The sequence below is a fragment of the Ruegeria sp. CL6 genome (assembly GCF_056536465.1).
In genome coordinates this window covers 677,433-696,921 of sequence record NZ_JBQFPR010000001.1, presented here as the reverse complement: position 1 = coordinate 696,921, position 19,489 = coordinate 677,433, and the positions used below count along the sequence as shown (strand labels likewise).

Sequence of the window (19,489 nt, the reverse complement as noted above, 5' to 3'; positions counted from 1 at the left end):
ATCGCCATTTGCGACCTTTTGCGTCAGATACCGCGCTTTTTCAGCAAATAGACATCCATGATCCACCCGTGGTCTGCGCGGGCTTGCGCACGGGTTTTCAAAATCCGCCCAGAGACTTCGGCCAGCGGGCCTTGGATCAGAATTTCCTCTTTCATTCCCACGTAGGCGCCCCACCAAATGTCATAGTCTTTCATCTCAAGGCTCTGGAAAGAACATTCCCCGTCCAGCATGACAGCGACTTTCGAGGCGTTTCGCGGCCATCCTTCCTCTCGGATTCGGCGCCCGGTTGTCACGACATACGGCGCGCCCAGTTCGTTGATCGGAACCGCGTGGGCGGCGGTCAACGCCTGCAAAGCAGTAATGCCGGGAATCACCCGAGTTTCCGGTTGGGGGTTCAGGCGCGACGCAATTCTCAGCGAGCTGTCATAAAGCGACGGATCGCCCCAGATCAGCAGGGCGACATGTTGCGCCTTTGGGTGGGCCGATATGGCGTGTTGCCAACGAAGGGCAATAGCATCGTGCCATTCGTCCACGCCGCGGAGGTATCCGTCATCCGAGCGGCGTTTAGGGATATCGAAATAGGCGATCTGAGGAGGCGTATCAGTCACGGCTTGGATGATTTCCTCACGCAGCCCTGCAAGATCGGCCTTGTTTTCACCCTTGCGGGGAATCAGGATCAGGTCCGCCGACCGAATGGCTTTTGCGCCTTGAAAGGTGACGTGGTCGGGATTGCCGGTACCGATGCCGACAAGGGTCAGATCAAACATCTTCAAGCTCTGCCAATGGGCCGTAAAGGATCAGGGCAGGGGCTGTGCCGATCTCAGCCTCCAACTTCTCGGAGAGTTCACCGACCGAGGAGCGATGCAATTTCTGGTCGGGTGTCGACACGGATTCGGCCATCAATGCCGGGGTGTCCAGCGGCAGGCCGTGATCGTGTAGCGCTCTGACCAGAAGGGGGAAAGTCCGTTTGCCCATGAAAACAACGGTGGTTGCGTCCGGGTCGGCCAAAGCGGGCAGATTCAGATCGTCGGGCAGTTTGCCGCTGACGTCGTGGCCTGTGACAAATTGCACGCGCCGGGCGGTCAGCCGACGGGTTAGGGGAATACCAGCGGCGGCCGCAGCGGCGACCGCCGAAGGAATGCCCGGAATGATCTCGTACTCGATGCCAGCTTCGCGCAGGGCGACAAGTTCTTCCTCGAGCCGTCCGAACAAGCCCCCATCGCCCGATTTCAAACGCACAACACGTGCGCCGGTATTGGCGTAATCAACCAATAGTCGGCTAACGTGATCCTGCTTGGGCGAGGGCCGTCCCGCCCGTTTGCCGACTCCAACCAGATCAGCATCCTCCCGCGCGTGGGACAGGATCGGTCCGCTGCTGAGGTCGTCAAACAGCACGGCATCCGCCTTTTGCATCCGGTCCACTGCTTTCAGCGTCAGCAAGTCAGGATCGCCGGGGCCGGAACCTATGAATGAGACAAACCCGCTCATGCCGTGGCCTCCGCGATCAGGTGAAAGAACGTGCCGGTCACATTGCCGCGTACCGACCCGGTCTGCGGCCCTTCAGCTCCTTCAGCGTCGAAAACGCGCGCCAATGGTGCGTCCGGTTGTTCGAGAATGGAGGAGTAGTGGAATTCGTGTCCCCTTAGCGGTGTCTTGACGTCAAATCCGGGCATCGGGGCCAACAGTTCGGCCCGGCGATACCCAAGGTTGAACTTGCGCTTCTCATAGGACGTGACCAGTCCCAGCAATCCTGCCATCTGATGTTGGGCGCCTTCCTTGTCGACAAGGGCTTGTCCAAGGGTCATGTAACCTCCGCACTCACCGTGAACGGGCTTGGTTTCTGCGTGTTTGCGCAAGCCGGTTAAGAACGTTGTGGCAGCGGCGAGTGTGCCTGCGTGAAGCTCGGGATAGCCGCCCGGCAACCAGACCAAATCCGCGTCAGGTGCGGGCGGCTCATCCGCCAGTGGTGAAAAGGGCAGAATTTCTGCCCCTGCTGCGCGCCACCCTTCCAACAAGTGTGGGTAGGTAAAGGAAAACGCCGCGTCCCGAGCCAGCGCGATTCGTTGCGCCGGAGGCCGCGGCAGCGCGGATGAAGATGGCCTCTTGGGGCCTGAGGAAGCCGCACGCTTGATGGCCTCAAGATCCACGTGTTCCCGAAGAAACGCGGCATATCCAACGATTGCGCTTTCAAGGTCAGGGTGCTCAACAGCTTGAATCAGACCGAGATGCCGCTCAGGAAGCGTTAGGTCGCCCCGGCGCGGCAAGACGCCCAAAACAGGTAACCCGGCGCGTTCCATGCCCAGCCGTGTCAAACGTTCGTGACGAGGGCTGGCGCAGCGGTTTAGGATTACGCCTGCAAAAGGAAGATCGGGATTGTACATCCGAAATCCCAGCGCCGTTGCCGCCGCAGATTGTGCCTGCCCCCCGACATCCAGCACCAAAACGACGGGCCACCCCATCCGTTGTGCGGTTTCCGCGCTAGAGCCGTGCCCAAGCTCGCCGGGCTTGGCAACACCGTCGAACAGGCCCATCGACCCCTCGGCCACAACGATATCCGCGCCCTCGGCTTGTGCCGAGATTGCGGCCAACAGCGGCTCTCCCATCGCCCAGCTATCAAGATTGAACGAGGCACGACCAGCAGCCGCCCTGTGGAAGGCCGGGTCGATATAATCCGGTCCGCTTTTGAACGGTTGCACGGTCAGCCCATCTTCGGCCAGCGCCCTTAGAAGCCCCAGCATGACGGTGGTTTTTCCAGTCCCCGAAGACGGAGCGGAAATCAGCAGACCCGGAGGGTTAGTCATCGCCGTGGCTCCAGCTTGACCACGGGCTGTCCGCGCTCTGTGGACGATAGCGGCGGTCGTAATCCTTGGAATACAGGCAGCTTTCGTCAAATCCTTCACCTGCCAAAGCCGGACCAACCATGATCAGAGCCGTGCGCGAGATACTTTCGTCCAGCGCATCCTTTAGCGTGTCTAGCGTGGCGCGAATGATGCGCTCGTCCGGCCAGCTTGCGCGATAGACAACGGCGACGGGGCAGTCTGCTCCATAGGCCGGGATCAGGTCGGCGAGCACTTTGTCCAGATTGCCGATAGACAGGTGGATGGCCAGCGTTGCTCCTGTGCGGGCAAAGTTTTCCAACGTCTCACCTTCGGGCATCGAGGACGCGCGGCCCGGCGTCCGGGTCAGAACCACGGATTGCGCTAGACCGGGCAGTGTCAGCTCGGTCCCCAGCGCCGCCGCCGCAGCAGCGAACGAGGGCACGCCCGGCGTGACGCTGACGGGGATTCCCATCTTTTTCAGCCTACGAATTTGTTCGCCCATTGCGGACCAGACCGACAGGTCGCCGGAATGCAGACGCGCGACGTCTTGGCCCGCTTTATGCGCCGCTTCGATCTCGGCCATGATCTGGTCCAGATCCATGGGGGCGGTATTGATGATCCGCGCCCCTTCGGGGCAGTGACCAAGGATTTCCTCGGGCACCAACGAGCCTGCGTACAGGCACACGGGGCACGACGCGATGATGTCTCGGCCGCGCAGGGTCAGCAGGTCGGCGGCACCGGGTCCGGCGCCAATGAAATGAACGGTCATGATTGTCCTCCGATGGCTAAGGCGCAGGTGGCCAGCCGGTCGTCCGATATGTGTCTGGGGGAAAGCAACCGGGCCTGAGGCCCAGCAGCAGCAAGAGCGGATGCTTCGGATACGCTGCCAGTGCCATACGTAGCCCGGCTACGGTTCGAGCATGTCAGGGTGCGTTGTCCGGCCAGTTCGCTGGCCGCCACGTAGTGCAAGGGCAGGGCCAGTGCGTCGGCAAAGGCTGCCAGAGCCGGATGCCCTTCTTTGTCGCTGGCCGTCGCCAAGGCCGAAATGTCGTGACCAGCGGACGCCGCATCATAGGCTGCTCGCAGGCTTTCGACCGTCGCAGATGACGAAAAACCAAGGCCCGCCACAATCATAGCGTCACGCTCCACTGGACGACCGGGTAGGATGACTTCCACCCGCGACGGGGGCCCAAAGCCGATGCCTGCGCCAGTTCAATCCGCAACAGCTCACCGCCCAGTTCCTCGTGCCACTGAGCCAGCAGCGCTTCGCTTTCCAATGTCACGGCGTTTGCGACCAATCGCGTCCCCGCCGGTAGTGTTTCACTGATCCATTCCAGAAGGGCGGTGCTCAGACCTCCGCCGATGAAGACAGCGTCGGGCTTTGGAAGCGAGGTCAGAGAGTCAGGCGCAGTGCCATGCACCACGTCCAGCCGGTCTTGCCCCAACGCGTCCGCGTTGCGCCGAATGCGGTCGGCGCGGTCTTTGCGCGGTTCGATCGTAGTGGCGCTTAGCGTCGGATCACACATGAGCCACTCGATACTGATCGAGCCGGTTCCGCCTCCGATATCCCACAGGTGCTCGCCCCTCTGAGGGGCCAGCGCGGACAGGGTCAGTGCCCGAATGGGGCGTTTCGTGATTTGGCCGTCGGTTTCAAATATCTCATCGGGCTTGCCAGAGGCTTTGGGAAAGGCGCTGCCGTGCCCCGCCACGTCCAGCGCGACGCAAACGGGGTGATCGAACCCGCCCAGCAAGGCTTCGGTCAGGGTCAGGCTGCGCGATCGTTCTCGGGGGCCACCCAAAGCCTCCATCACGTGAAGCCGGGTATCGGCAAAGCCGGTTTCGGTCAGATACTGCGCCAGCTCTGCGACCGCTGCTCCGTTGCGCAACAGAAGTATCGCACGAAGGCCCGGTGCCAGATAGGGCCGCAATCGCGTCAGGGGCGCGGCGTGCAAGCCGAAAGTCTGGGTCCCCTCCAGCGGCCAGCCCAACCGCGCGGCGGCCAGTGAAAAGGTCGATTGCCCGGGCAGGGCGGTCCACTCACTGGCGTCAAAATTGCGGGCAATCACCGAGCCTGCGCCGAACCAGAATGGATCACCCGAAGCCAAGACCACGGTCTTGCGCCCCCTCAGCTCGTTCAGGATGGGCAGGCCGTCGGAAAACGGGACCGGCCATTCAATGTGTTCAGCCTCGCTTTGCGGTATCAATGATAGATGGCGCGGCGGGCCCATGATGACTTCGGCCTGTTCCAGCACTTGACGGGTTGCGGGCGAAAGGCCATCCAGTCCATCTTCACCTAAGCCAAGAACGGTCAACCACGGAGTATCAGACATGCCCAACCTCCTGATTCTTGGTGGTACAACCGAAGCGAATGCATTGGCCCAAGCCATGGCGGATCTGGGGATACCTGCGACCTATTCCTATGCCGGGCGCGTGGACAAGCCGCGCCCGCAACCGCTGCCGGTGCGGGTTGGCGGTTTTGGTGGCGTTGACGGGCTGGTTGCTTACGTTCATGACAACGAAATAACCCACATTGTCGATGCAACCCACCCGTTTGCCGCCCAGATGAGCCGAAACGCAATTGAGGCCAGCGCGGTTGCACAAACAAAGCTTGCTGCGCTGACCCGGCCCGCCTGGACTGCGCAGGCTGGTGACGATTGGCGCCACGTTCCCGATATCGAGGCGGCGGTTGCGGCGCTGTCCGGCGATCCTCGCCGCATTTTCCTTGCGGTCGGGCGTATGCACCTTGAGGACTTTGCAGCCCAACCCCAGCACCACTACCTGCTGCGGCTTGTGGATGCGCCCGGTGCGCTGCCCCTGCCGAACTGCGAGGTTGTTGTGGATCGTGGACCTTTCGCCGAAGCGGACGACCGCGCGCTGATGCAAAGGCACGGGACCGAGTTGGTCGTCTCCAAAAACGCAGGCGGAACCGGGGCTCGAGCCAAACTGGACGCTACCCGATCTTTGGGCGTGCCAGTTTTGATGATCGACCGACCGGTCCTGCCGCAAAGAACAGAACTGACGAGCGTTGCTCAGGTTCTGGACTGGTTGGATCATCCCTGAACCTCGGCCTGATCCTCTTCCGGGGTAAAGCGCGGCGTGTAGACGATGGGCGTTCCGTCCCGCTCGATCAGGCGTGTTCGCGAGGAACCGACCAGAACGACGGTTTGCATGTCCGCCATGTCCGGCGTTGCTTCGGCCAAAGTCGAAATTCGGATCGCTTCATCGGCGCGGGATACCGCGCGGGCAAACAGGATCACGCGCCCGGGTTCACATTCTTCACGCAGGATATCCAGTGTTTTCTCAAAGCCCTCAGGCCGGGACTTTGAGCGCGGATTGTAGAAGGCCATGGAAAAATCACCCTGCGCTGCCAGACGAAGGCGTTTTTCTATCAGCCACCACGGTTTTAGGTTATCGCTCAGGTTGATCGCGCAAAAGTCGTGACCCAGCGGTGCGCCCGCACGGGCCGCGGCCGCAAGCATCGCCGTGATCCCGGGCAGAACGTCGATCTGGAGATTGCGCCATTCTTCCGGGCCGTTCTCTAGCGCCTCAAACACAGCGGCTGCCATGGCGAAGACGCCGGGATCGCCCGAGGACACCACGACCACGCGCTTGCCTTTTGCCGCCATTTGCAACGCATGCTGCGAGCGGTCGATCTCGACCCGGTTGTCACTGGCGTGCAGGGTCAACCCCGCGCGTTCGGCCACGCGCGCGACGTAGGGGATGTAGCCGACCACATCCGTTGCCTCGGCCAGCGCCGCAGTAACTTCGGGCGTCACCAGGTTTTCATCCCCAGGCCCAAGTCCTGCAATCTTGACCCAACCGCTCATGGTCGCCGCCCCTGACCGTGTACAACGATGATCGAGAAATAGGGCGTGACGTCGTCGCTTGCTTCGGACAGTTTCATCACCCTTTGGTTGGGCATTTGCGCGAACTCGACGATCCAAGCCCGGTCGTACAAGTCAGCGCTCTTTAACGCCCGCTTCACCTTGTCGATGTTGCGACCGATCTTCATGACCACCAAAGCGTCGGTCTGTGCCATGCGTCGCGCCAGATCGTCCTCGGGCAGGGTTCCGACCAAAACGGTCAACACGTCATCGCCCCAGGTAATGGGGTCCCCGGTCGCGGTCCATGCGCCGGACATTCCGGTAATTGCGGGCACAACGTCTACATCAGCTTCGTCGCGCAAGCGATTATAAAGGTGCATGAAAGAGCCGTAGAAGAAAGGGTCTCCTTCGCAAAGGACGACAACGTCCTCGCCTTGCTCGGACAATGCCTTCAGATGCGCGGCGCAATCTTCGTAGAAGGCTGACAGCAACTCGTTATAGCGCGGGTCGGTCACCGGGATTTCGGTCGTCACCGGGTATTCCATAGGGAACTCGATGGCTTCACCCGGAATGATGCCGTTGACAATATTGCGGGCCTGCCCGCTGCGGCCGGGTTTGCGAAAGAACGCCACATGGCGGGCATTGCGCAGCAGTCGATCGGCCCGAACGCTCATCAGGTCCGGGTCGCCGGGGCCAAGGCCAACACCGTATATTTTACCCGCAGTCATTCGGCGCGGCTCGCGATGGCGTTAACGGCGGCGACGGTGATGGCGCTGCCGCCCAGACGACCTTTGACGATGCACGACGGGACAGGTTGCGCCTCCCACAGGGCGTCCTTGGATTCGACCGCACCAACAAACCCCACGGGACAGCCAATAATCGCGGCGGGACGAGGGCAGTCGGGGTCTTCAAGCATATTCAGCAGGTGGAACAGCGCGGTGGGCGCGTTGCCAATGGCGACCAGAGCGCCCTCCAGATGCGGGCGCCACAGTTCCAGCGCGGCGGCGGATCGCGTGTTGCTCATCTCAGCAGCCAGAGGGCGCACGCGTTCATCATGCAGGGTGCAGATCACTTCGTTGTCGGCGGGCAGACGGAACCGGGTCACACCTTCGCTGACCATACGCGCGTCACACAGGATCGGTGCGCCAGATTCCAGCGCAGCACGTGCGGTCGAAACAAATCCCGGTGAGAAGTGTACGAACTCCTCCAACCCAACCATGCCTGCGGCGTGGATCATGCGGACGGCGACCTGTTCTTCATCGCTGTCAAACCGCGCGAGATCGGCTTCGGACCGGATGGTGGCAAAGCTTTCCTTGTAGATCGCCGCGCCATCGGTTTCGTAAGTGTAGGGCATCAGGTGAAGTCCATATTCAACAGTGTTTCTTTGGTCAGACCGCGCTGGCAGGGCTCATCCCCTGCGCGACCCTTTTTAACAAGATCAAATCGCCCTGTAGCGCCGACCAATGTGAAATCGGCCGATCCCATTCGCGCGCATCCCTTGGCGCAGCCTGAGACATGTAGCGTGCCGGGTACACGCGCAGCCAGAGCGCGTGCGATGTCGCGGGTTTCCACCTGTGCCTGCGGGCAGAACGGTGCGCCGGGGCAGGCGTCGGTGGTCATCAGAGGGTCGGTGCCGGCTGTCACAAAACCCGGGGCAGGGATCGCCGCCCCGCCTTCCAGCAGGATCAACCGCCACGGGGTGACGCGCAGGGCGTGCGCACCGCTTTGCGAGATCAGGTCTTTAAGCGCGCGTGCAGGCAGTTGCCCAAAGGCCGCGCCATATAGCGTGCCTTGATCACAGTGGCCGGGTTGTAGAGGCGTCCCCACGCGGCCCGGTTCAGCACCTTGCCACTCTTGCGGCAGCGTTGAGGCCACGCGTGCCATGCGGCGGGTCTCGGGCGTGTATGTATCGGCAAACCAACGCGCAAGCGCGATCACTTGGTCGATGGCCTCAGAGTCCGTAACCAGACGGCCAGTCTCGACCCCGTCTGCGCGTAGGATCAGACCCTCGGGGCTGCTCTCCAGCCGAATATCTGCTGAGTCACTCGCCAAAAGGCGCTCAGGTCCGGTATCGATGGCGAAACCGAACTTGGCGGGCAGGGCGGGCAGTTCGGCCAGCCGGTCGATCAATTCCTGCGTCAGCCGGGCGGTCAGGTCTCCGGCGCGATAGAGGGGCGAGACCAGAATGTTTCGCCGCACCTCGATCCCCGGCTCGGCGTCCAACAGGTTCAGCGCGGCAAGCTCGACCAGCAGGGGCTGATGATCCGCCTCGGACACGCCCCGCAACTGCAGGTTGGCGCGGTTGGTCAGGTCAATGGTGCCGTTGCCAAAGCGGTCCGACAGATCGCACAGACCCACTGCTTGTTCCGCCGTCAGTCGCGCCAGCCGAGGGCGCACCCGCACCACCAGCCCGTCGCCGGACATCATCGGACGATGTGCACCGGGGCACCAGCCCTGAACGATAGGGGCGCTCATCCCAGCCCCTTCAGATCGGCGCAGATCGAGTTTCGCCGCGTGTTCCAAAGCCCTGCCTCCAGCAGAGCGCGGAACCGGTCCTGCATGGCTTGATACGCCTGCGGGTTGGCCTCTTGCAGGAAGGCATCAACGTCTGCGTCGCCCAGCGTGGCATCGTGGTAGAGGTCGAACAGATGCGGCGCGACCGTACCCGACAGATGCGCGAATGAGGCCATGTGATCCAGCGTCGCCGCGATCTCGGCCGCGCCCCGGAATCCGTGGCGTTGCATCCCTGCGATCCAGCCGGGATTGGCGGCACGGGCGTGGACCACGCGGCTGATCTCCTCGGGCAGGGTGCGCGCGCGGGGTGTGTCGGGGTTGGTATTGTCCAGATGGTATAGCTGCGCCGTGCCGCCGGTGATCTTTTTGGCGGCGGCAAACCCGGCCTCATGCGTGGCGTAGTCGTTGGCCAGCAGCAGGTCGGTCTCGGCCAGATCCTGCAGGTGGACGAAGCTGTCGGCGCTGGCGACGCGCTGCGTGATCCCGTCCTTGTCCTGCGCGATATGCTCGCCTTCCAACGCATAGGAGCTGGCGTTCAGCCATGCCTCACCCGCCTGCGTGCGCGCTTCATCGGTGTAGGTCTCGGACAGGTGCGTCATGTTCAGACCATAGCTGCCCGGAGCAGGGCCATAGACGCGGGCAGCGGGCTCGTGACCGGCATAGGGGTTCCAGTCGGTGGCTTCATCCCGCGCCGACAGTGCGCGCACCGCCTGACCGTACAGCGCCGAAAGCGTCGGGAACACGTCGCGGAACAGGCCCGAGACGCGCAGCGTCACATCCAGACGCGGGCGGCTGAGATCGGTGATCGGCAAAACCTCGATGCCCGATACCCGTTCCGACCCCTTGTCCCAGACCGGTTTCACGCCCAGCAGGTGCAGCGCCATGGCGAATTCCTCGCCCGCCGTGCGCATGGTGGCCGACCCCCAGAGGTCAACGATCAGCCCTTTGGGATAGTCGCCTTCTTCTTGCAGGTGCCGCCGCACCAGTTCCTCGGCCAGTTTCACGCCCTGCGTATAAGCGGCGCGGGTCGGGACCGAACGCGGGTCGGTGGTATAGAGGTTACGGCCCGTCGGCAGCACGTCCGAGCGCCCGCGATAGGGCGAGCCGGACGGCCCGGCCTCGATCCGTTTCCCGGCCAGCGCGTCGATCAAAGCGCTGCGTTCAGCATGGGCCGAGGGCGCGGGGTCGAAATTGCCGGTGACGTCGGGCACACGGCCAAAGATGTGCAGGCCGTCCCCGAACTGGCTTTCCTTGATGTCACAGACAAAGCGGTCGATGCGGGTGATCGCCTCGGCGGTGCAGGTGGCCTGATCCAGACCCAGATCGCTTTCCAGCCCGATGGCCTGCGCTTCATCGCGGATATCCTCTTGCAGCCGGTCACGGCGCTTGGGGTCCAAACCATCGGCGTTCGAGAATTCGTCCAGCAGCGATTCCAGCCGAACCATCCGATCCGGCGTGCCGCTTTCCTTCAGCGCGGGCGGGATATGACCCAGTGTGACGGCTCCGATGCGGCGTTTGGCCTGAGCTGCTTCGCCCGGGTCATTGACGATGAAGGGGTAGATCACGGGCAGGTCGCGGATCAGCGCCTCGGGCCAGCAATCGGCAGACAGCGCGACGGATTTGCCCGGCAGCCATTCCAGCGTGCCGTGCGCGCCGATATGGATCAGCGCATCGGCGCGCAGGCTTTTGCGCAGCCACAGGTAGAAGGCAACATAGCTGTGGCGCGGGGTGCGCGACAGGTCGTGGTAGTCGTCATCGCGCAGTTCGGGCGTTCCGCGTTCGGGTTGCAGCGCGATCAGAGCCTTGCCCCGGCGCAGCGCGGTGAAATGGAAGGCTCCATCGGCGAATGCGGGATCATCCTCGGGCGTGCCCCAAACCGTTTGCAGGTCAGTGCGCAGTTGTTCGGACAGGTCCGCCAGCGCGGCTTGATACTCGGTCAGCGGCCACGAAATACGCGCGTCCAACAGCGCCTCAGAGATTGGTTCGGCGGGGGCGGTATCATAGCCCTCGGCCTGTAAATCAGACAGCATTGCCTCGGCCGAGGCGAGTGCGTCCAGACCAACCGCATGGGCCATCTGCCAGTCCTTGCCGGGATAGGTAGACAGCACCAGCGCAGGCACCTGATCGGCCTTGGGTTTGTCCTGCAGGTTCAGCCAGCCGGTGACATGGTCGATGATCGCCTCGATCCGCTCACTTTCGGCCCGGTGCGCGAAACGGGAATATTCGAGATCGGGATCGCGTTTGCCTGGTTCCTTAAAGGACGCAATGCCCGCGTTGATCCGCCCATCCACTTCGGGCAGCACCACATGCATGGCGAGGTCGGCGGGGGACAGACCGCGCTCCGCCTCGGCCCAGGCTTTGCGGCGCGAGGTGGCCAGTGCGACCTGAAACACCGGGACATTCGCGGCGTCCAAGGGGGACGTACCCGACGCGCCTTTGCCAGAGAATGAGGTGGCGTTGATGATAGCCGACGGGTTCAGCGCTGAGATGTTTTCACGCAGCCAGTCAGCGGCGGCCGGGGCTTTCAGCGAGGGGGCGAACAGGCCCACGGCGTCCAATCCCCGCGCACGGAGGCTGCGGATCAGCGCGGCCACCGGTGCAGTATCGGCCGAGGTCAGATAGGCGCGATAGAACGTGACGGGGATACGTTTTGCATCACCAGTGAACGCCTTTTCTACCGGGATCACGCCCCGATCCGGGCACCATGCGCCACATTCGGGCAGGGTTTTGGCACCCATTACCGGCCCGGCATAAAGCCCCGCAGCCAGCGCCATTTGCGCCAAGGCAGCCTGAGCTGCAACTTCGCCGCCCGTATCGCACAGATGCGCCAACCGGCGCAGGGTCGAAACGGGCAGGGTGGAATAGTCGTCCAGCCTTGTATCCTCGCGCCCGTCAGCGGGCAGGACGGCCACGGCGATCCCCTTGGCCTGCGCCAGCGCCAGAACCTGTTGCAACCCGTAGGCCCAATAAGGCACTCCGCCGATCAGACGGATCAGGATGCCCTTTGCACCATCAAGCGTCTGCTCGACATAGGTATCCACCGAGAGGGGATGTTTCAGCGCCGTCAGATTAGCCAGCCGCAGGGTCGGCATCCGACCTTCCGGCCCGCCACCGCGATGCCAGCCCGCCGCGAAAGCGCCGAGGTCGCTGTCCGAGAAGGACAGCACCACCAAATCCGCCGGGCTCTGGCCCAGATCGGTCGGGGTCTCGGATTCCTCGAGCCCGTGGCTTTCGCGGAAGACGACGTGCATGGTTTACCCTGTGCTTACTCGGCGGCCTCGGTGACCCCCACGAGGATATCGCGGATTTCAGCCTCTTTGATGTCGTCATGTTCGGCGATCACCACCAGACGTGAGCAGCGATCCTCGCCGGGTTCCCACGGGCGGTCATACTGATGACGCACGCGCGCACCCACGGCCTGAACCAGCAGGCGCATCGGTTTGCCCTGAACGGCCGCATAGCCTTTGACGCGCAGGATATTCAGTTCCTTGGCCAGTCGTTCGATCTTGGCAACCAGATCGAGGGGGTCGGTTTGCTCGGGCAGTTCGACGATGATGCTTTCAAAATCGTCATGCTCGTGATCGTGGTGGCCGTCATGATGGCTGGGGCGGGCGTCCATGTCATCCTCGGCGGCGGCCTCAAGGCCCAACACGACGCGCACGTCCACCACGCCTTCGGCGACCTCAACCACGGGCAGAGGGCGCGGGGCTTCGGCTGCGATGATCTCTTTGGCTTTGGCGACGCCCTCGGGACCGGCCAGATCGGGCTTGGTCAGCAGGATGATATCGGCGCAGGAAATCTGATCCTCGAACACCTCGGACAGAGGCGTTTCGTGGTCGATGGAATCGTCGGCCATGCGCTGGGCATCCACCGCCTCGACATTGGGGGCAAAGCGACCGGCGGCGACGGCCTCGGCATCGGCCAGAGCGATCACGCCATCGACAGTGATTTTCGAGCGGAGATCGGGCCAGTCGAACGCCTTCAGCAGCGGCTTCGGCAGCGCCAAACCGGATGTTTCGATCAGGATGTGATCTGGACGCGGCTCAAGCGCCATCAGCGCCTCGATCGTGGGGATGAAATCATCGGCCACGGTGCAGCAAATGCAGCCGTTCGCCAGTTCCATGATGTTTTCCGCCGGACAATCAGGAATAGCGCAGGACTTCAGGATGTCTCCATCCACACCCACATCGCCGAATTCGTTGACCACGATGGCCAGACGCTTGCCCTGTGGGTTCTGCATCAGATGACGCACCAACGTGGTCTTGCCCGAGCCCAGAAAGCCGGTGATCACGGTGACAGGAAGTTTCTCAAGATTGCTCATTTCAGGGCTCCAATCGGGGGAATGCGGGCTGCGCAGTTTTTGCGGAAATGTTCAGGGCGCTCGCGCCATTTGACCAGGCCGTCTTCGGTCGCAAGGTACTTGGTCGCGCCTTCGACGATGGTTTCGACGTGATCGCTTTCATTGAGGTGTTCATACACGAACGTCCAGCGATCCGGCCCGCCGCGCAAAACGATCGAGCATCCCTGATCGCAATTCGACAGGCACTCCACCGCTTTCAGGGTCACGCCCTCTGGCAGTTCGGCTTGCTCAAGAGCTTTGTGCAGCAAAGCGCCAGGCCGCTGCGCGTCATCCTCGACAGGCAGACCCCGTCGGCAGGTGGTGCAGACCAGCAGTTCGACCGGAGCGGTCTCGGTCATGTCTCTCATCCCCCCAAATCCTCTTTGTGGGGGACGGGGTCTCATGCGGGCCACGTGTTGCGACATGGGCCCGACACCGGAACACCCCGTCCGGTTACATCTTCGGGTGCTGGCAGGTCTCCCGGCTTGCGGATGTCAGAGGCGGGCCTCTGTCGGATGTCCCGCCTTCCCGGCCTTTCGGCCAGTGGCTTTGGGCACCCTCTCCGGTCACGGTCGCGGGGGCGGCTGTGTTTTACGGAAGATCCGCTGACACATTCCCTTTTCATCCTCTATCGAGGACACCAACGGATCGGACATGCGGCACGGGTGGGGGGCTTGTCAAGCGTGGCGGACGGTATGAAATCCTCTAGGTTAGAAAAGCGACCAGCCAATGTCAGTCAGCGGCATGTTCTGCCACCCTTTCACGCAGCCAGGCACGAAACAGCCCGACCGCCGCCGAGGGATGAGGTTCTTCTGGCCCGCAGATCAGGTAGTGCGATTGCGCAAAGGGAATCGCGGGTCCGGCCAGTTCAATGGGCGCGCCCTGGGCAATGGCGTTTCTGGCAAAACGCTCCAATATCGTCGCATAACCCGCTCCGGCCATCACCAGTTGCAGCGCGGCGACAGAGGTGTCGGCAGAATACAGCGGCGGCATGCTGGGATGCGCCAGCCCGGTCGCTTCAAAATAACGTGCCCAATTGTCCTCGTATCCAAGGATGTGGATCAGGGGGCCGGATTGCAGGTCTTTCAGCTTTGACAGCGCCCCGCCTGCGCGCTTTACGGGAACCAGCCTTTCCTCGGTCAGCTTTTCCGATGTCACACCCGGCCAGTCCCCGTATCCCAACCTGATTTCAACATCCACGTCATCAGGAGCGAGGTTGTCATTCCAGATATGTGACACAAGGCGGACAGGAGTACCTGAGTGCCGTGCGCAGAAATCTGGCAACTCGGCGGCGATCCAATATGTCGCCGTTGAGATCGCAGCCCTTACCGTCAATGTCTGGCGCGATGTTGGACCGAACAGACTGTTGGTAGACAGCGAGATATCGGCCAGCGCACGTCTGACAGTCAGAGAATAGGACTGGCCCAGTTCGGTCAGGTCCAGCCGCCGCGCTTTTCTGGTGAACAGTTGCTGGCCCAGCTCAGCTTCCAGAGACCGGATATGCAGCGATACGGCGGTCTGGGTCAGCCCAAGTTCACGCGCCGTTGTCGTGAAATTCAAGTGCCGTGCCGCGGATTCAAAGCTGCGCAGCCATACGAGGTTGGGAACACGATCCATTTATCACCAAAAAATTCATGTCATAAAGCCGATTATTATTCGTTTCAGTTCGTGTTTCGCAACAAGGATAGTCGGGGTGAATCTATCGGGAGGAATCGCTATGAAAGTGGGCTTTATCGGATTGGGCAATGTCGGCGCGAAGCTATCAGGCTCGCTTTTGCGAAACGGCGTTGATCTGGTCGTCCATGACCTAAGCTCGGATCTGGTTTCCGAATTTGTCGCCAAAGGCGCGCAGGCCGCCGAAGGCCCGGCGCAAATGATGCGCGATTGCGATGCCGTGATCACGTGTCTGCCGTCTCCTGCCGCTTCGGACGCTGTGATGCAGGACATGTTGCCCGAGGTTAGGCCGGGAAAGATATGGATGGAGATGTCCACGACAGACGAAGCCGAGGTAAAGCGTCTGGGCGCACTGGTCATGGACCGCGGAGGGGCTGCCGTTGATTGCCCGGTCTCAGGTGGGTGTCATCGCGCGGCAACGGGCAATATCTCGATCTTCGCGGGATGTGACCGACAGACTTTCGAGCGCATATTGCCGTTCCTGACAACAATGGGCAGGCGTATTCTACATACCGGGGATCTGGGGTCCGCGTCAGTGTTGAAAGTCCTGACAAATTACCTTGCAACGGCGAATCTGATTACCTGCGCCGAAGCGTTGGTAACGGCCAAGGCTGCGGGGATGGACCTGAATACGACATACGAAGCGATCAAGATCTCCTCGGGGACCTCATTCGTTCATGAGACCGAAAGCCAGGTCATCCTGAACGGTTCAAGGGATATTTCGTTCACCATGGATCTTGTGAAAAAGGACATTGGCCTGTTTCAAGAGGTCGCAGACCGCGCGGGTGTCCCGCTGGAAATGAACCCGCTGATGATGCGCATTTTTGACGATGGAATAGCGCGTTACGGCGACCGAGAGCTCTCTCCCAACATTATTCGCCGTCTTGAGGACGCGACGGGTCTAGACATCACCGCCCCCGGGTTTCCCGTTGAAATGGAAGACGATGAGCCGGAAGAACCCGGCTATGAGGTAGTCCCGACGGGTCGTGGGGCCGAATGACGCAATTCGGCGCGGCGCGGGAATTTTGTGGTCATATTGAGGAGATGGAGGCGAGTACCGGAATCGAACCGGTGTACACGGATTTGCAATCCGCTGCGTCACCACTCCGCCAACTCGCCTTTTCAAGTAAAATCAAATACTTGCCGTGGTGTGACAGGCGTTTTAACAGCTTTCGTCTGGGGCGTCCAGAGGGTTGCACTCAAAATTCCACGCCTTGAGCGCCAGCATCCTTAGCTCATTGCAAAGATTTCCTGTTCTGCGGCAAAAGTTTCGTCGTCTGGCCGTTGCCGGTTCAGCCGCGATATGGCAAAAGCCGGTAATCCAAGGGAATAGTAAGAGCGATCCAATGACAGATTTCGCAGCCCGGCGCCGCACGATGGTTGATACGCAAATCCGGCCTTCCGATGTAACGAAGTTCCCCATCATCGACGCGATGTTGAACGTGAAAAGGGAAAACTTTGTACCGGATGCCCAGCGAGAGGCCGCATATGTCGAGGGATTGATCGACCTTGGTGGCGGGCGTAGCATGCTGGAGCCTCGCACTCTGGCTAAGATGTTGGACGCGCTTAATATTTCAAACGAAGAAGTGGTTCTCGACGTGGGGTCGGCGATCGGCTACTCGACCGCCGTAGCGGCGCGCATGGCTCAGTTGGTCGTGGCTGTCGAGGAGGATGAGGATCTGGCAGCAGAATCCCAAACGCTCCTTATGGAAGCGGACGCGGACAACGCTATCGTGCATGTCGGTCCCCTTGAGCAAGGCGCGACCGAACATGGCCCTTATGACGTGATCATGGTCCAAGGCGGTGTAGAGCAAGTGCCAGATGCACTGATTGACCAGCTTAAAGAGCATGGGCGCATCGCTTGCCTTTTCATGGAGGGTGAGCTGGGGACTGTGCGGATCGGTCATAAATCCGGTGGTCGCGTGACTTGGCGCCATGCGTTTAACGCCAACGCGCCGATACTGCAGGCATTTTCCGCGGAACGTGCATTTTCGCTATAATTTGCAGACAGATTATTCTGCCGCCTTGATTAGTTGAAAACAAAGGCGCAAACTACACGTAGGGCTGCGTAATTTTGATTTGAGAGGATTTCGTAATGAGTTCTAAGTCGGGAGGTAAGCTGGTCAAGGCTTTGGCGTTGACGGCTGGTATCGCACTCAGCGTTGTTCCGGGGCGGGCGGCTTGGGCCGACAACCTGACCGATGCTTTCATTGGCGCGTACAACACAAGCGGGCTGCTTGAGCAGAACCGGGCGCTGTTGCGTGCAGCGGACGAAGATGTGGCCATTGCCCTGTCTGCGCTGCGGCCGATCATCAACTGGACCGTGCAGGTTAGTCAGGATTACACGCGCTCGAATGTAAACGACGTGGTCGTGAGGGACGAGCCCTCGACCTTTTTCACCGGCCTTACGCTGAGTCAGTTGATCTACGATGGCGGCTTCGCAATCCTGGGCAAGCAGGCGGCACAGGAAATCGTTCTGTCCACCCGGCAAAACCTGATTGATATTGAACAACTTGTGCTTTTCCGCGCTGTGAACGCCTATTTGGAAGTCGTTCTTCAGGAAGAAACAGTTCAGATTCAGCTTAATGACGTCGATGTGTCTGCCGAAGAACTTCGGGCGTCTCAGGACCGGTTCGACGTGGGCGAGGTGACGCGCACTGACGTGGCGCTGTCCGAAGCGCAGCTTGCCAGTGCTCAGGCGGAACTCGCGATTGCCCGCGGTAACCTGAGCAGGGCTCAGGCGGAATATGTGAACGCTGTCGGCAAATCGCCGGGGGCGACTGCGGGTCAGCCGAGCTTGCCCAACCTTCCGGCTTCTGAGTCGGAAGCGATTGCGCTGGCACAGCGCAACCACCCTGCAATCCTGTCCGCTCAGCACGAAGTCCGGGCTTTTGACCTGGCGGTTCAGCAGCAGCGTGCAAACCTTGGCCCGAACGTGAGCCTGAACGCAGACGCGGGTATCCGTGAAAGCTATGACAACGACGATAACCTTGAAGATGCGTCCATCTCGTTGAACTTCAACCAGCCGATCTATGCTGGCGGCCGTCTGGCGGCGAACGTACGGCGGTCCATGGCAACCCGTGATGCCTCGCGCGCGAACCTGTTGAACGTGCAGAAAGACATCACGCAGGGCGTTGCCGACGCCTATGCGCGTTTCCAAGCAGCGACCGCTAGCCTGAGAGCATCGACCGAGCAGGTCCGCGCCTCGCAGGTTGCGTTTGACGGTATCCGGGAAGAAGCGACATTGGGCGCTCGGACCACGCTGGACGTCCTGAACGCTCAGCAGGACTTGCTGAACGCGCAGTTGACCGAGGTTGGATCGCGCACAGAGCGGTCACGTGCGGCCTATGATTTGCTGCAGGCGCAGGGTCTGCTGACGGCCGAACGTCTGGGTCTGGCTGTGCAAATCTACGACCCGACGCTGTACTACAATCTGGTCAAGCGCGCACCGGCGCAGGTCAGCAAGCAGAGCAAGGACTTGGATCGCGTTCTCAAGGCGTTGCGTCGCGACTAAGGGGCGACTCTGACTGTTGTGAGGTCCGAAGTGTTTGGCTACACTCGATTCTGAGGACAGAGTGGTAGTGCGGAATGACGGATAAAGTCGCAAACGGGAGCGTAGAGGACGTTTTGTCCTCTATCAAACGTCTGGTCGGGGAAGAAGGTCGGAAAATCCCTGATCTGGTTCCGACTTCGTTAGCGCGACGCCCCGGCCGACTGGTGCTGACGGACGCCTTGCGCGTCAGTGAAACGCCTGAGGGTCCAGAACAATCTCAATCCGGGACTGAGGCGAAGGGGTCGGCCAACGCTGCGGCTAAACCCATGCTTCTGCGCGCCTCGGACATTGTCGACCAAAAAGACCAAGCATCTGAGGAATCTCCCAGCAAAGATCCCGCTGATAGTTTGAGTGCAAAGATTGAGGCGCTTGAGGCTGCAATCGCGCGGACCGAAGATCAGTGGGAGCCCGATGGTGACAGCGAAGACGACTATTCGGGAACGCGGACAATCTCGTTAGAGTGGAACGCTGAAGATGAACCCTCTGCCGACGAAAGCGAAGCGACAGCCGGCCAAGAACCCGAAGACCTAGAGTCCAAGGCAACCTTTATTCGCGATCCCGAAGTGACGGCTGCCGCCGCCGCAGTCTCAGCCGCAGCACCAGCGGAAATTCCGGCGCAAGACGAGGCTGCGCTGCGCCAACTGATCGCGCAGGTCGTACGCGAGGAATTGCAGGGCGTGTTGGGTGAGCGTATTACCCGCAACGTTCGCAAGATGGTGCGCCGTGAGATTTACAGGGCGCTGGCGGAATATAAGCCGGACTGACC

The 19,489-nt window shown here is 61.3% G+C and carries 19 protein-coding genes, 1 tRNA gene and 1 riboswitch; of the genes, 5 read left to right on the top strand and 15 right to left on the bottom strand.

Annotation, left to right across the window (positions count from 1 at the left end; all coding sequences use genetic code 11):
- Nucleotides 1–23 precede the first annotated feature (23 nt).
- Genes cobF through cbiE form a run of 6 tightly spaced genes read right to left on the bottom strand, consistent with a single transcriptional unit; the run spans nucleotide 24 to nucleotide 5,149 of the window.
- A complete protein-coding gene (gene cobF, locus ACR0LH_RS03475) occupies nucleotides 24–767 on the bottom strand; it encodes a precorrin-6A synthase (deacetylating) (RefSeq protein ID WP_480719699.1) in 744 nt (247 codons plus the stop codon).
- Nucleotides 760–1,488 carry a uroporphyrinogen-III C-methyltransferase gene (gene cobA / locus ACR0LH_RS03470; RefSeq protein WP_480719698.1) on the bottom strand — a complete coding sequence of 243 codons (729 nt, stop codon included), beginning with the start codon at nucleotides 1,486–1,488 and terminating at the stop codon, nucleotides 760–762. Before cobA ends, cobF begins: the two co-directional genes overlap by 8 nt.
- Nucleotides 1,485–2,801, bottom strand: a complete 1,317-nt coding sequence (locus ACR0LH_RS03465) for a cobyrinic acid a,c-diamide synthase CobB (protein WP_480719697.1) — start codon at nucleotides 2,799–2,801, stop codon at nucleotides 1,485–1,487. Before ACR0LH_RS03465 ends, cobA begins: the two co-directional genes overlap by 4 nt.
- The gene (gene cobM / locus ACR0LH_RS03460; RefSeq protein WP_170382387.1) at nucleotides 2,794–3,588 is read right to left on the bottom strand and encodes a precorrin-4 C(11)-methyltransferase; all 795 of its coding nucleotides are present in this window, start codon (nucleotides 3,586–3,588) and stop codon (nucleotides 2,794–2,796) included. The genes ACR0LH_RS03465 and cobM overlap by 8 nt, the downstream gene beginning before the upstream one ends.
- Nucleotides 3,585–3,953, bottom strand: coding sequence for a cobalamin biosynthesis protein (locus ACR0LH_RS03455; RefSeq protein WP_480719696.1), 369 nt, complete (start codon nucleotides 3,951–3,953; stop codon nucleotides 3,585–3,587). The genes cobM and ACR0LH_RS03455 overlap by 4 nt, the downstream gene beginning before the upstream one ends.
- Nucleotides 3,950–5,149, bottom strand: coding sequence for a precorrin-6y C5,15-methyltransferase (decarboxylating) subunit CbiE (gene cbiE / locus ACR0LH_RS03450; RefSeq protein WP_480719695.1), 1,200 nt, complete (start codon nucleotides 5,147–5,149; stop codon nucleotides 3,950–3,952). The genes ACR0LH_RS03455 and cbiE overlap by 4 nt, the downstream gene beginning before the upstream one ends.
- Here cbiE and ACR0LH_RS03445 point away from each other — a divergent pair.
- Complete coding sequence (locus ACR0LH_RS03445) at nucleotides 5,148–5,879, top strand: cobalt-precorrin-6A reductase (protein ID WP_480719694.1); 732 nt, start codon at nucleotides 5,148–5,150, stop codon at nucleotides 5,877–5,879. The genes cbiE and ACR0LH_RS03445 overlap by 2 nt on opposite strands.
- On the opposite strand, the gene cobJ is transcribed toward ACR0LH_RS03445, so the two are convergent.
- From cobJ to ACR0LH_RS03405, 8 genes are all read right to left on the bottom strand, one after another.
- Nucleotides 5,870–6,646, bottom strand: coding sequence for a precorrin-3B C(17)-methyltransferase (gene cobJ, locus ACR0LH_RS03440; RefSeq protein WP_480719693.1), 777 nt, complete (start codon nucleotides 6,644–6,646; stop codon nucleotides 5,870–5,872). The genes ACR0LH_RS03445 and cobJ overlap by 10 nt on opposite strands.
- A complete protein-coding gene (locus ACR0LH_RS03435) occupies nucleotides 6,643–7,371 on the bottom strand; it encodes a precorrin-2 C(20)-methyltransferase (RefSeq protein WP_480719692.1) in 729 nt (242 codons plus the stop codon). Before ACR0LH_RS03435 ends, cobJ begins: the two co-directional genes overlap by 4 nt.
- Nucleotides 7,368–7,997, bottom strand: a complete 630-nt coding sequence (locus tag ACR0LH_RS03430; RefSeq protein ID WP_480719691.1) for a precorrin-8X methylmutase — start codon at nucleotides 7,995–7,997, stop codon at nucleotides 7,368–7,370. The genes ACR0LH_RS03435 and ACR0LH_RS03430 overlap by 4 nt, the downstream gene beginning before the upstream one ends.
- On the bottom strand, nucleotides 7,997–9,118 hold the full coding sequence (gene cobG, locus ACR0LH_RS03425; RefSeq protein ID WP_480719690.1) for a precorrin-3B synthase: 1,122 nt from the start codon (nucleotides 9,116–9,118) through the stop codon (nucleotides 7,997–7,999). Before cobG ends, ACR0LH_RS03430 begins: the two co-directional genes overlap by 1 nt.
- Nucleotides 9,115–12,408: a cobaltochelatase subunit CobN gene (cobN, locus tag ACR0LH_RS03420; protein WP_480719689.1), complete on the bottom strand. Its 3,294-nt coding sequence runs from the start codon at nucleotides 12,406–12,408 to the stop codon at nucleotides 9,115–9,117. The genes cobG and cobN overlap by 4 nt, the downstream gene beginning before the upstream one ends.
- Before the next feature lie 14 nt (nucleotides 12,409–12,422).
- Complete coding sequence (gene cobW, locus ACR0LH_RS03415) at nucleotides 12,423–13,478, bottom strand: cobalamin biosynthesis protein CobW (protein ID WP_480719688.1); 1,056 nt, start codon at nucleotides 13,476–13,478, stop codon at nucleotides 12,423–12,425.
- Nucleotides 13,475–13,855: a DUF1636 domain-containing protein gene (locus ACR0LH_RS03410; RefSeq protein ID WP_170382407.1), complete on the bottom strand. Its 381-nt coding sequence runs from the start codon at nucleotides 13,853–13,855 to the stop codon at nucleotides 13,475–13,477. The genes cobW and ACR0LH_RS03410 overlap by 4 nt, the downstream gene beginning before the upstream one ends.
- Nucleotides 13,856–13,949: 94 nt before the next feature.
- Nucleotides 13,950–14,156, bottom strand: a riboswitch (cobalamin riboswitch).
- 72 nt (nucleotides 14,157–14,228) lie between these two features.
- The gene (locus ACR0LH_RS03405; RefSeq protein WP_480719687.1) at nucleotides 14,229–15,113 is read right to left on the bottom strand and encodes a LysR substrate-binding domain-containing protein; all 885 of its coding nucleotides are present in this window, start codon (nucleotides 15,111–15,113) and stop codon (nucleotides 14,229–14,231) included.
- 100 nt (nucleotides 15,114–15,213) lie between these two features.
- On the opposite strand from ACR0LH_RS03405, the gene ACR0LH_RS03400 reads away from it, so the two are divergent.
- Nucleotides 15,214–16,170, top strand: a complete 957-nt coding sequence (locus ACR0LH_RS03400) for an NAD(P)-dependent oxidoreductase (RefSeq protein WP_480719686.1) — start codon at nucleotides 15,214–15,216, stop codon at nucleotides 16,168–16,170.
- Nucleotides 16,171–16,215: 45 nt separating this feature from the next.
- Here the strand turns inward: ACR0LH_RS03400 and ACR0LH_RS03395 are convergent.
- Nucleotides 16,216–16,289: transfer RNA gene (locus ACR0LH_RS03395), tRNA-Cys, on the bottom strand.
- A 227-nt stretch (nucleotides 16,290–16,516) separates the two neighbouring features.
- On the opposite strand from ACR0LH_RS03395, the gene ACR0LH_RS03390 reads away from it, so the two are divergent.
- From ACR0LH_RS03390 to ACR0LH_RS03380, 3 genes are all read left to right on the top strand, one after another.
- A complete protein-coding gene (locus tag ACR0LH_RS03390) occupies nucleotides 16,517–17,170 on the top strand; it encodes a protein-L-isoaspartate O-methyltransferase family protein (RefSeq protein WP_480719685.1) in 654 nt (217 codons plus the stop codon).
- A gap of 95 nt (nucleotides 17,171–17,265) precedes the next feature.
- Nucleotides 17,266–18,684, top strand: a complete 1,419-nt coding sequence (locus ACR0LH_RS03385; protein WP_170382435.1) for a TolC family outer membrane protein — start codon at nucleotides 17,266–17,268, stop codon at nucleotides 18,682–18,684.
- Between the two features lie 74 nt (nucleotides 18,685–18,758).
- The gene (locus ACR0LH_RS03380; RefSeq protein ID WP_480719684.1) at nucleotides 18,759–19,487 is read left to right on the top strand and encodes a hypothetical protein; all 729 of its coding nucleotides are present in this window, start codon (nucleotides 18,759–18,761) and stop codon (nucleotides 19,485–19,487) included.
- Nucleotides 19,488–19,489: the final 2 nt, after the last annotated feature.

Coding starts and splice junctions, on each gene's coding strand:
- ACR0LH_RS03430 (WP_480719691.1), bottom strand. CDS start 7,997: ATGCCCTACACTTACGAAACCGATGGCGCGGCGATCTACAAGGAAAGC.
- cobA (WP_480719698.1), bottom strand. CDS start 1,488: ATGAGCGGGTTTGTCTCATTCATAGGTTCCGGCCCCGGCGATCCTGAC.
- ACR0LH_RS03405 (WP_480719687.1), bottom strand. CDS start 15,113: ATGGATCGTGTTCCCAACCTCGTATGGCTGCGCAGCTTTGAATCCGCG.
- ACR0LH_RS03380 (WP_480719684.1), top strand. CDS start 18,759: ATGACGGATAAAGTCGCAAACGGGAGCGTAGAGGACGTTTTGTCCTCT.
- ACR0LH_RS03385 (WP_170382435.1), top strand. CDS start 17,266: ATGAGTTCTAAGTCGGGAGGTAAGCTGGTCAAGGCTTTGGCGTTGACG.
- ACR0LH_RS03400 (WP_480719686.1), top strand. CDS start 15,214: ATGAAAGTGGGCTTTATCGGATTGGGCAATGTCGGCGCGAAGCTATCA.
- ACR0LH_RS03410 (WP_170382407.1), bottom strand. CDS start 13,855: ATGACCGAGACCGCTCCGGTCGAACTGCTGGTCTGCACCACCTGCCGA.
- cobM (WP_170382387.1), bottom strand. CDS start 3,588: ATGACCGTTCATTTCATTGGCGCCGGACCCGGTGCCGCCGACCTGCTG.
- cobF (WP_480719699.1), bottom strand. CDS start 767: ATGTTTGATCTGACCCTTGTCGGCATCGGTACCGGCAATCCCGACCAC.
- ACR0LH_RS03390 (WP_480719685.1), top strand. CDS start 16,517: ATGACAGATTTCGCAGCCCGGCGCCGCACGATGGTTGATACGCAAATC.
- cobW (WP_480719688.1), bottom strand. CDS start 13,478: ATGAGCAATCTTGAGAAACTTCCTGTCACCGTGATCACCGGCTTTCTG.
- ACR0LH_RS03445 (WP_480719694.1), top strand. CDS start 5,148: ATGCCCAACCTCCTGATTCTTGGTGGTACAACCGAAGCGAATGCATTG.
- ACR0LH_RS03435 (WP_480719692.1), bottom strand. CDS start 7,371: ATGACTGCGGGTAAAATATACGGTGTTGGCCTTGGCCCCGGCGACCCG.
- ACR0LH_RS03465 (WP_480719697.1), bottom strand. CDS start 2,801: ATGACTAACCCTCCGGGTCTGCTGATTTCCGCTCCGTCTTCGGGGACT.
- cbiE (WP_480719695.1), bottom strand. CDS start 5,149: ATGTCTGATACTCCGTGGTTGACCGTTCTTGGCTTAGGTGAAGATGGA.
- cobJ (WP_480719693.1), bottom strand. CDS start 6,646: ATGAGCGGTTGGGTCAAGATTGCAGGACTTGGGCCTGGGGATGAAAAC.
- cobN (WP_480719689.1), bottom strand. CDS start 12,408: ATGCACGTCGTCTTCCGCGAAAGCCACGGGCTCGAGGAATCCGAGACC.
- ACR0LH_RS03455 (WP_480719696.1), bottom strand. CDS start 3,953: ATGATTGTGGCGGGCCTTGGTTTTTCGTCATCTGCGACGGTCGAAAGC.
- cobG (WP_480719690.1), bottom strand. CDS start 9,118: ATGAGCGCCCCTATCGTTCAGGGCTGGTGCCCCGGTGCACATCGTCCG.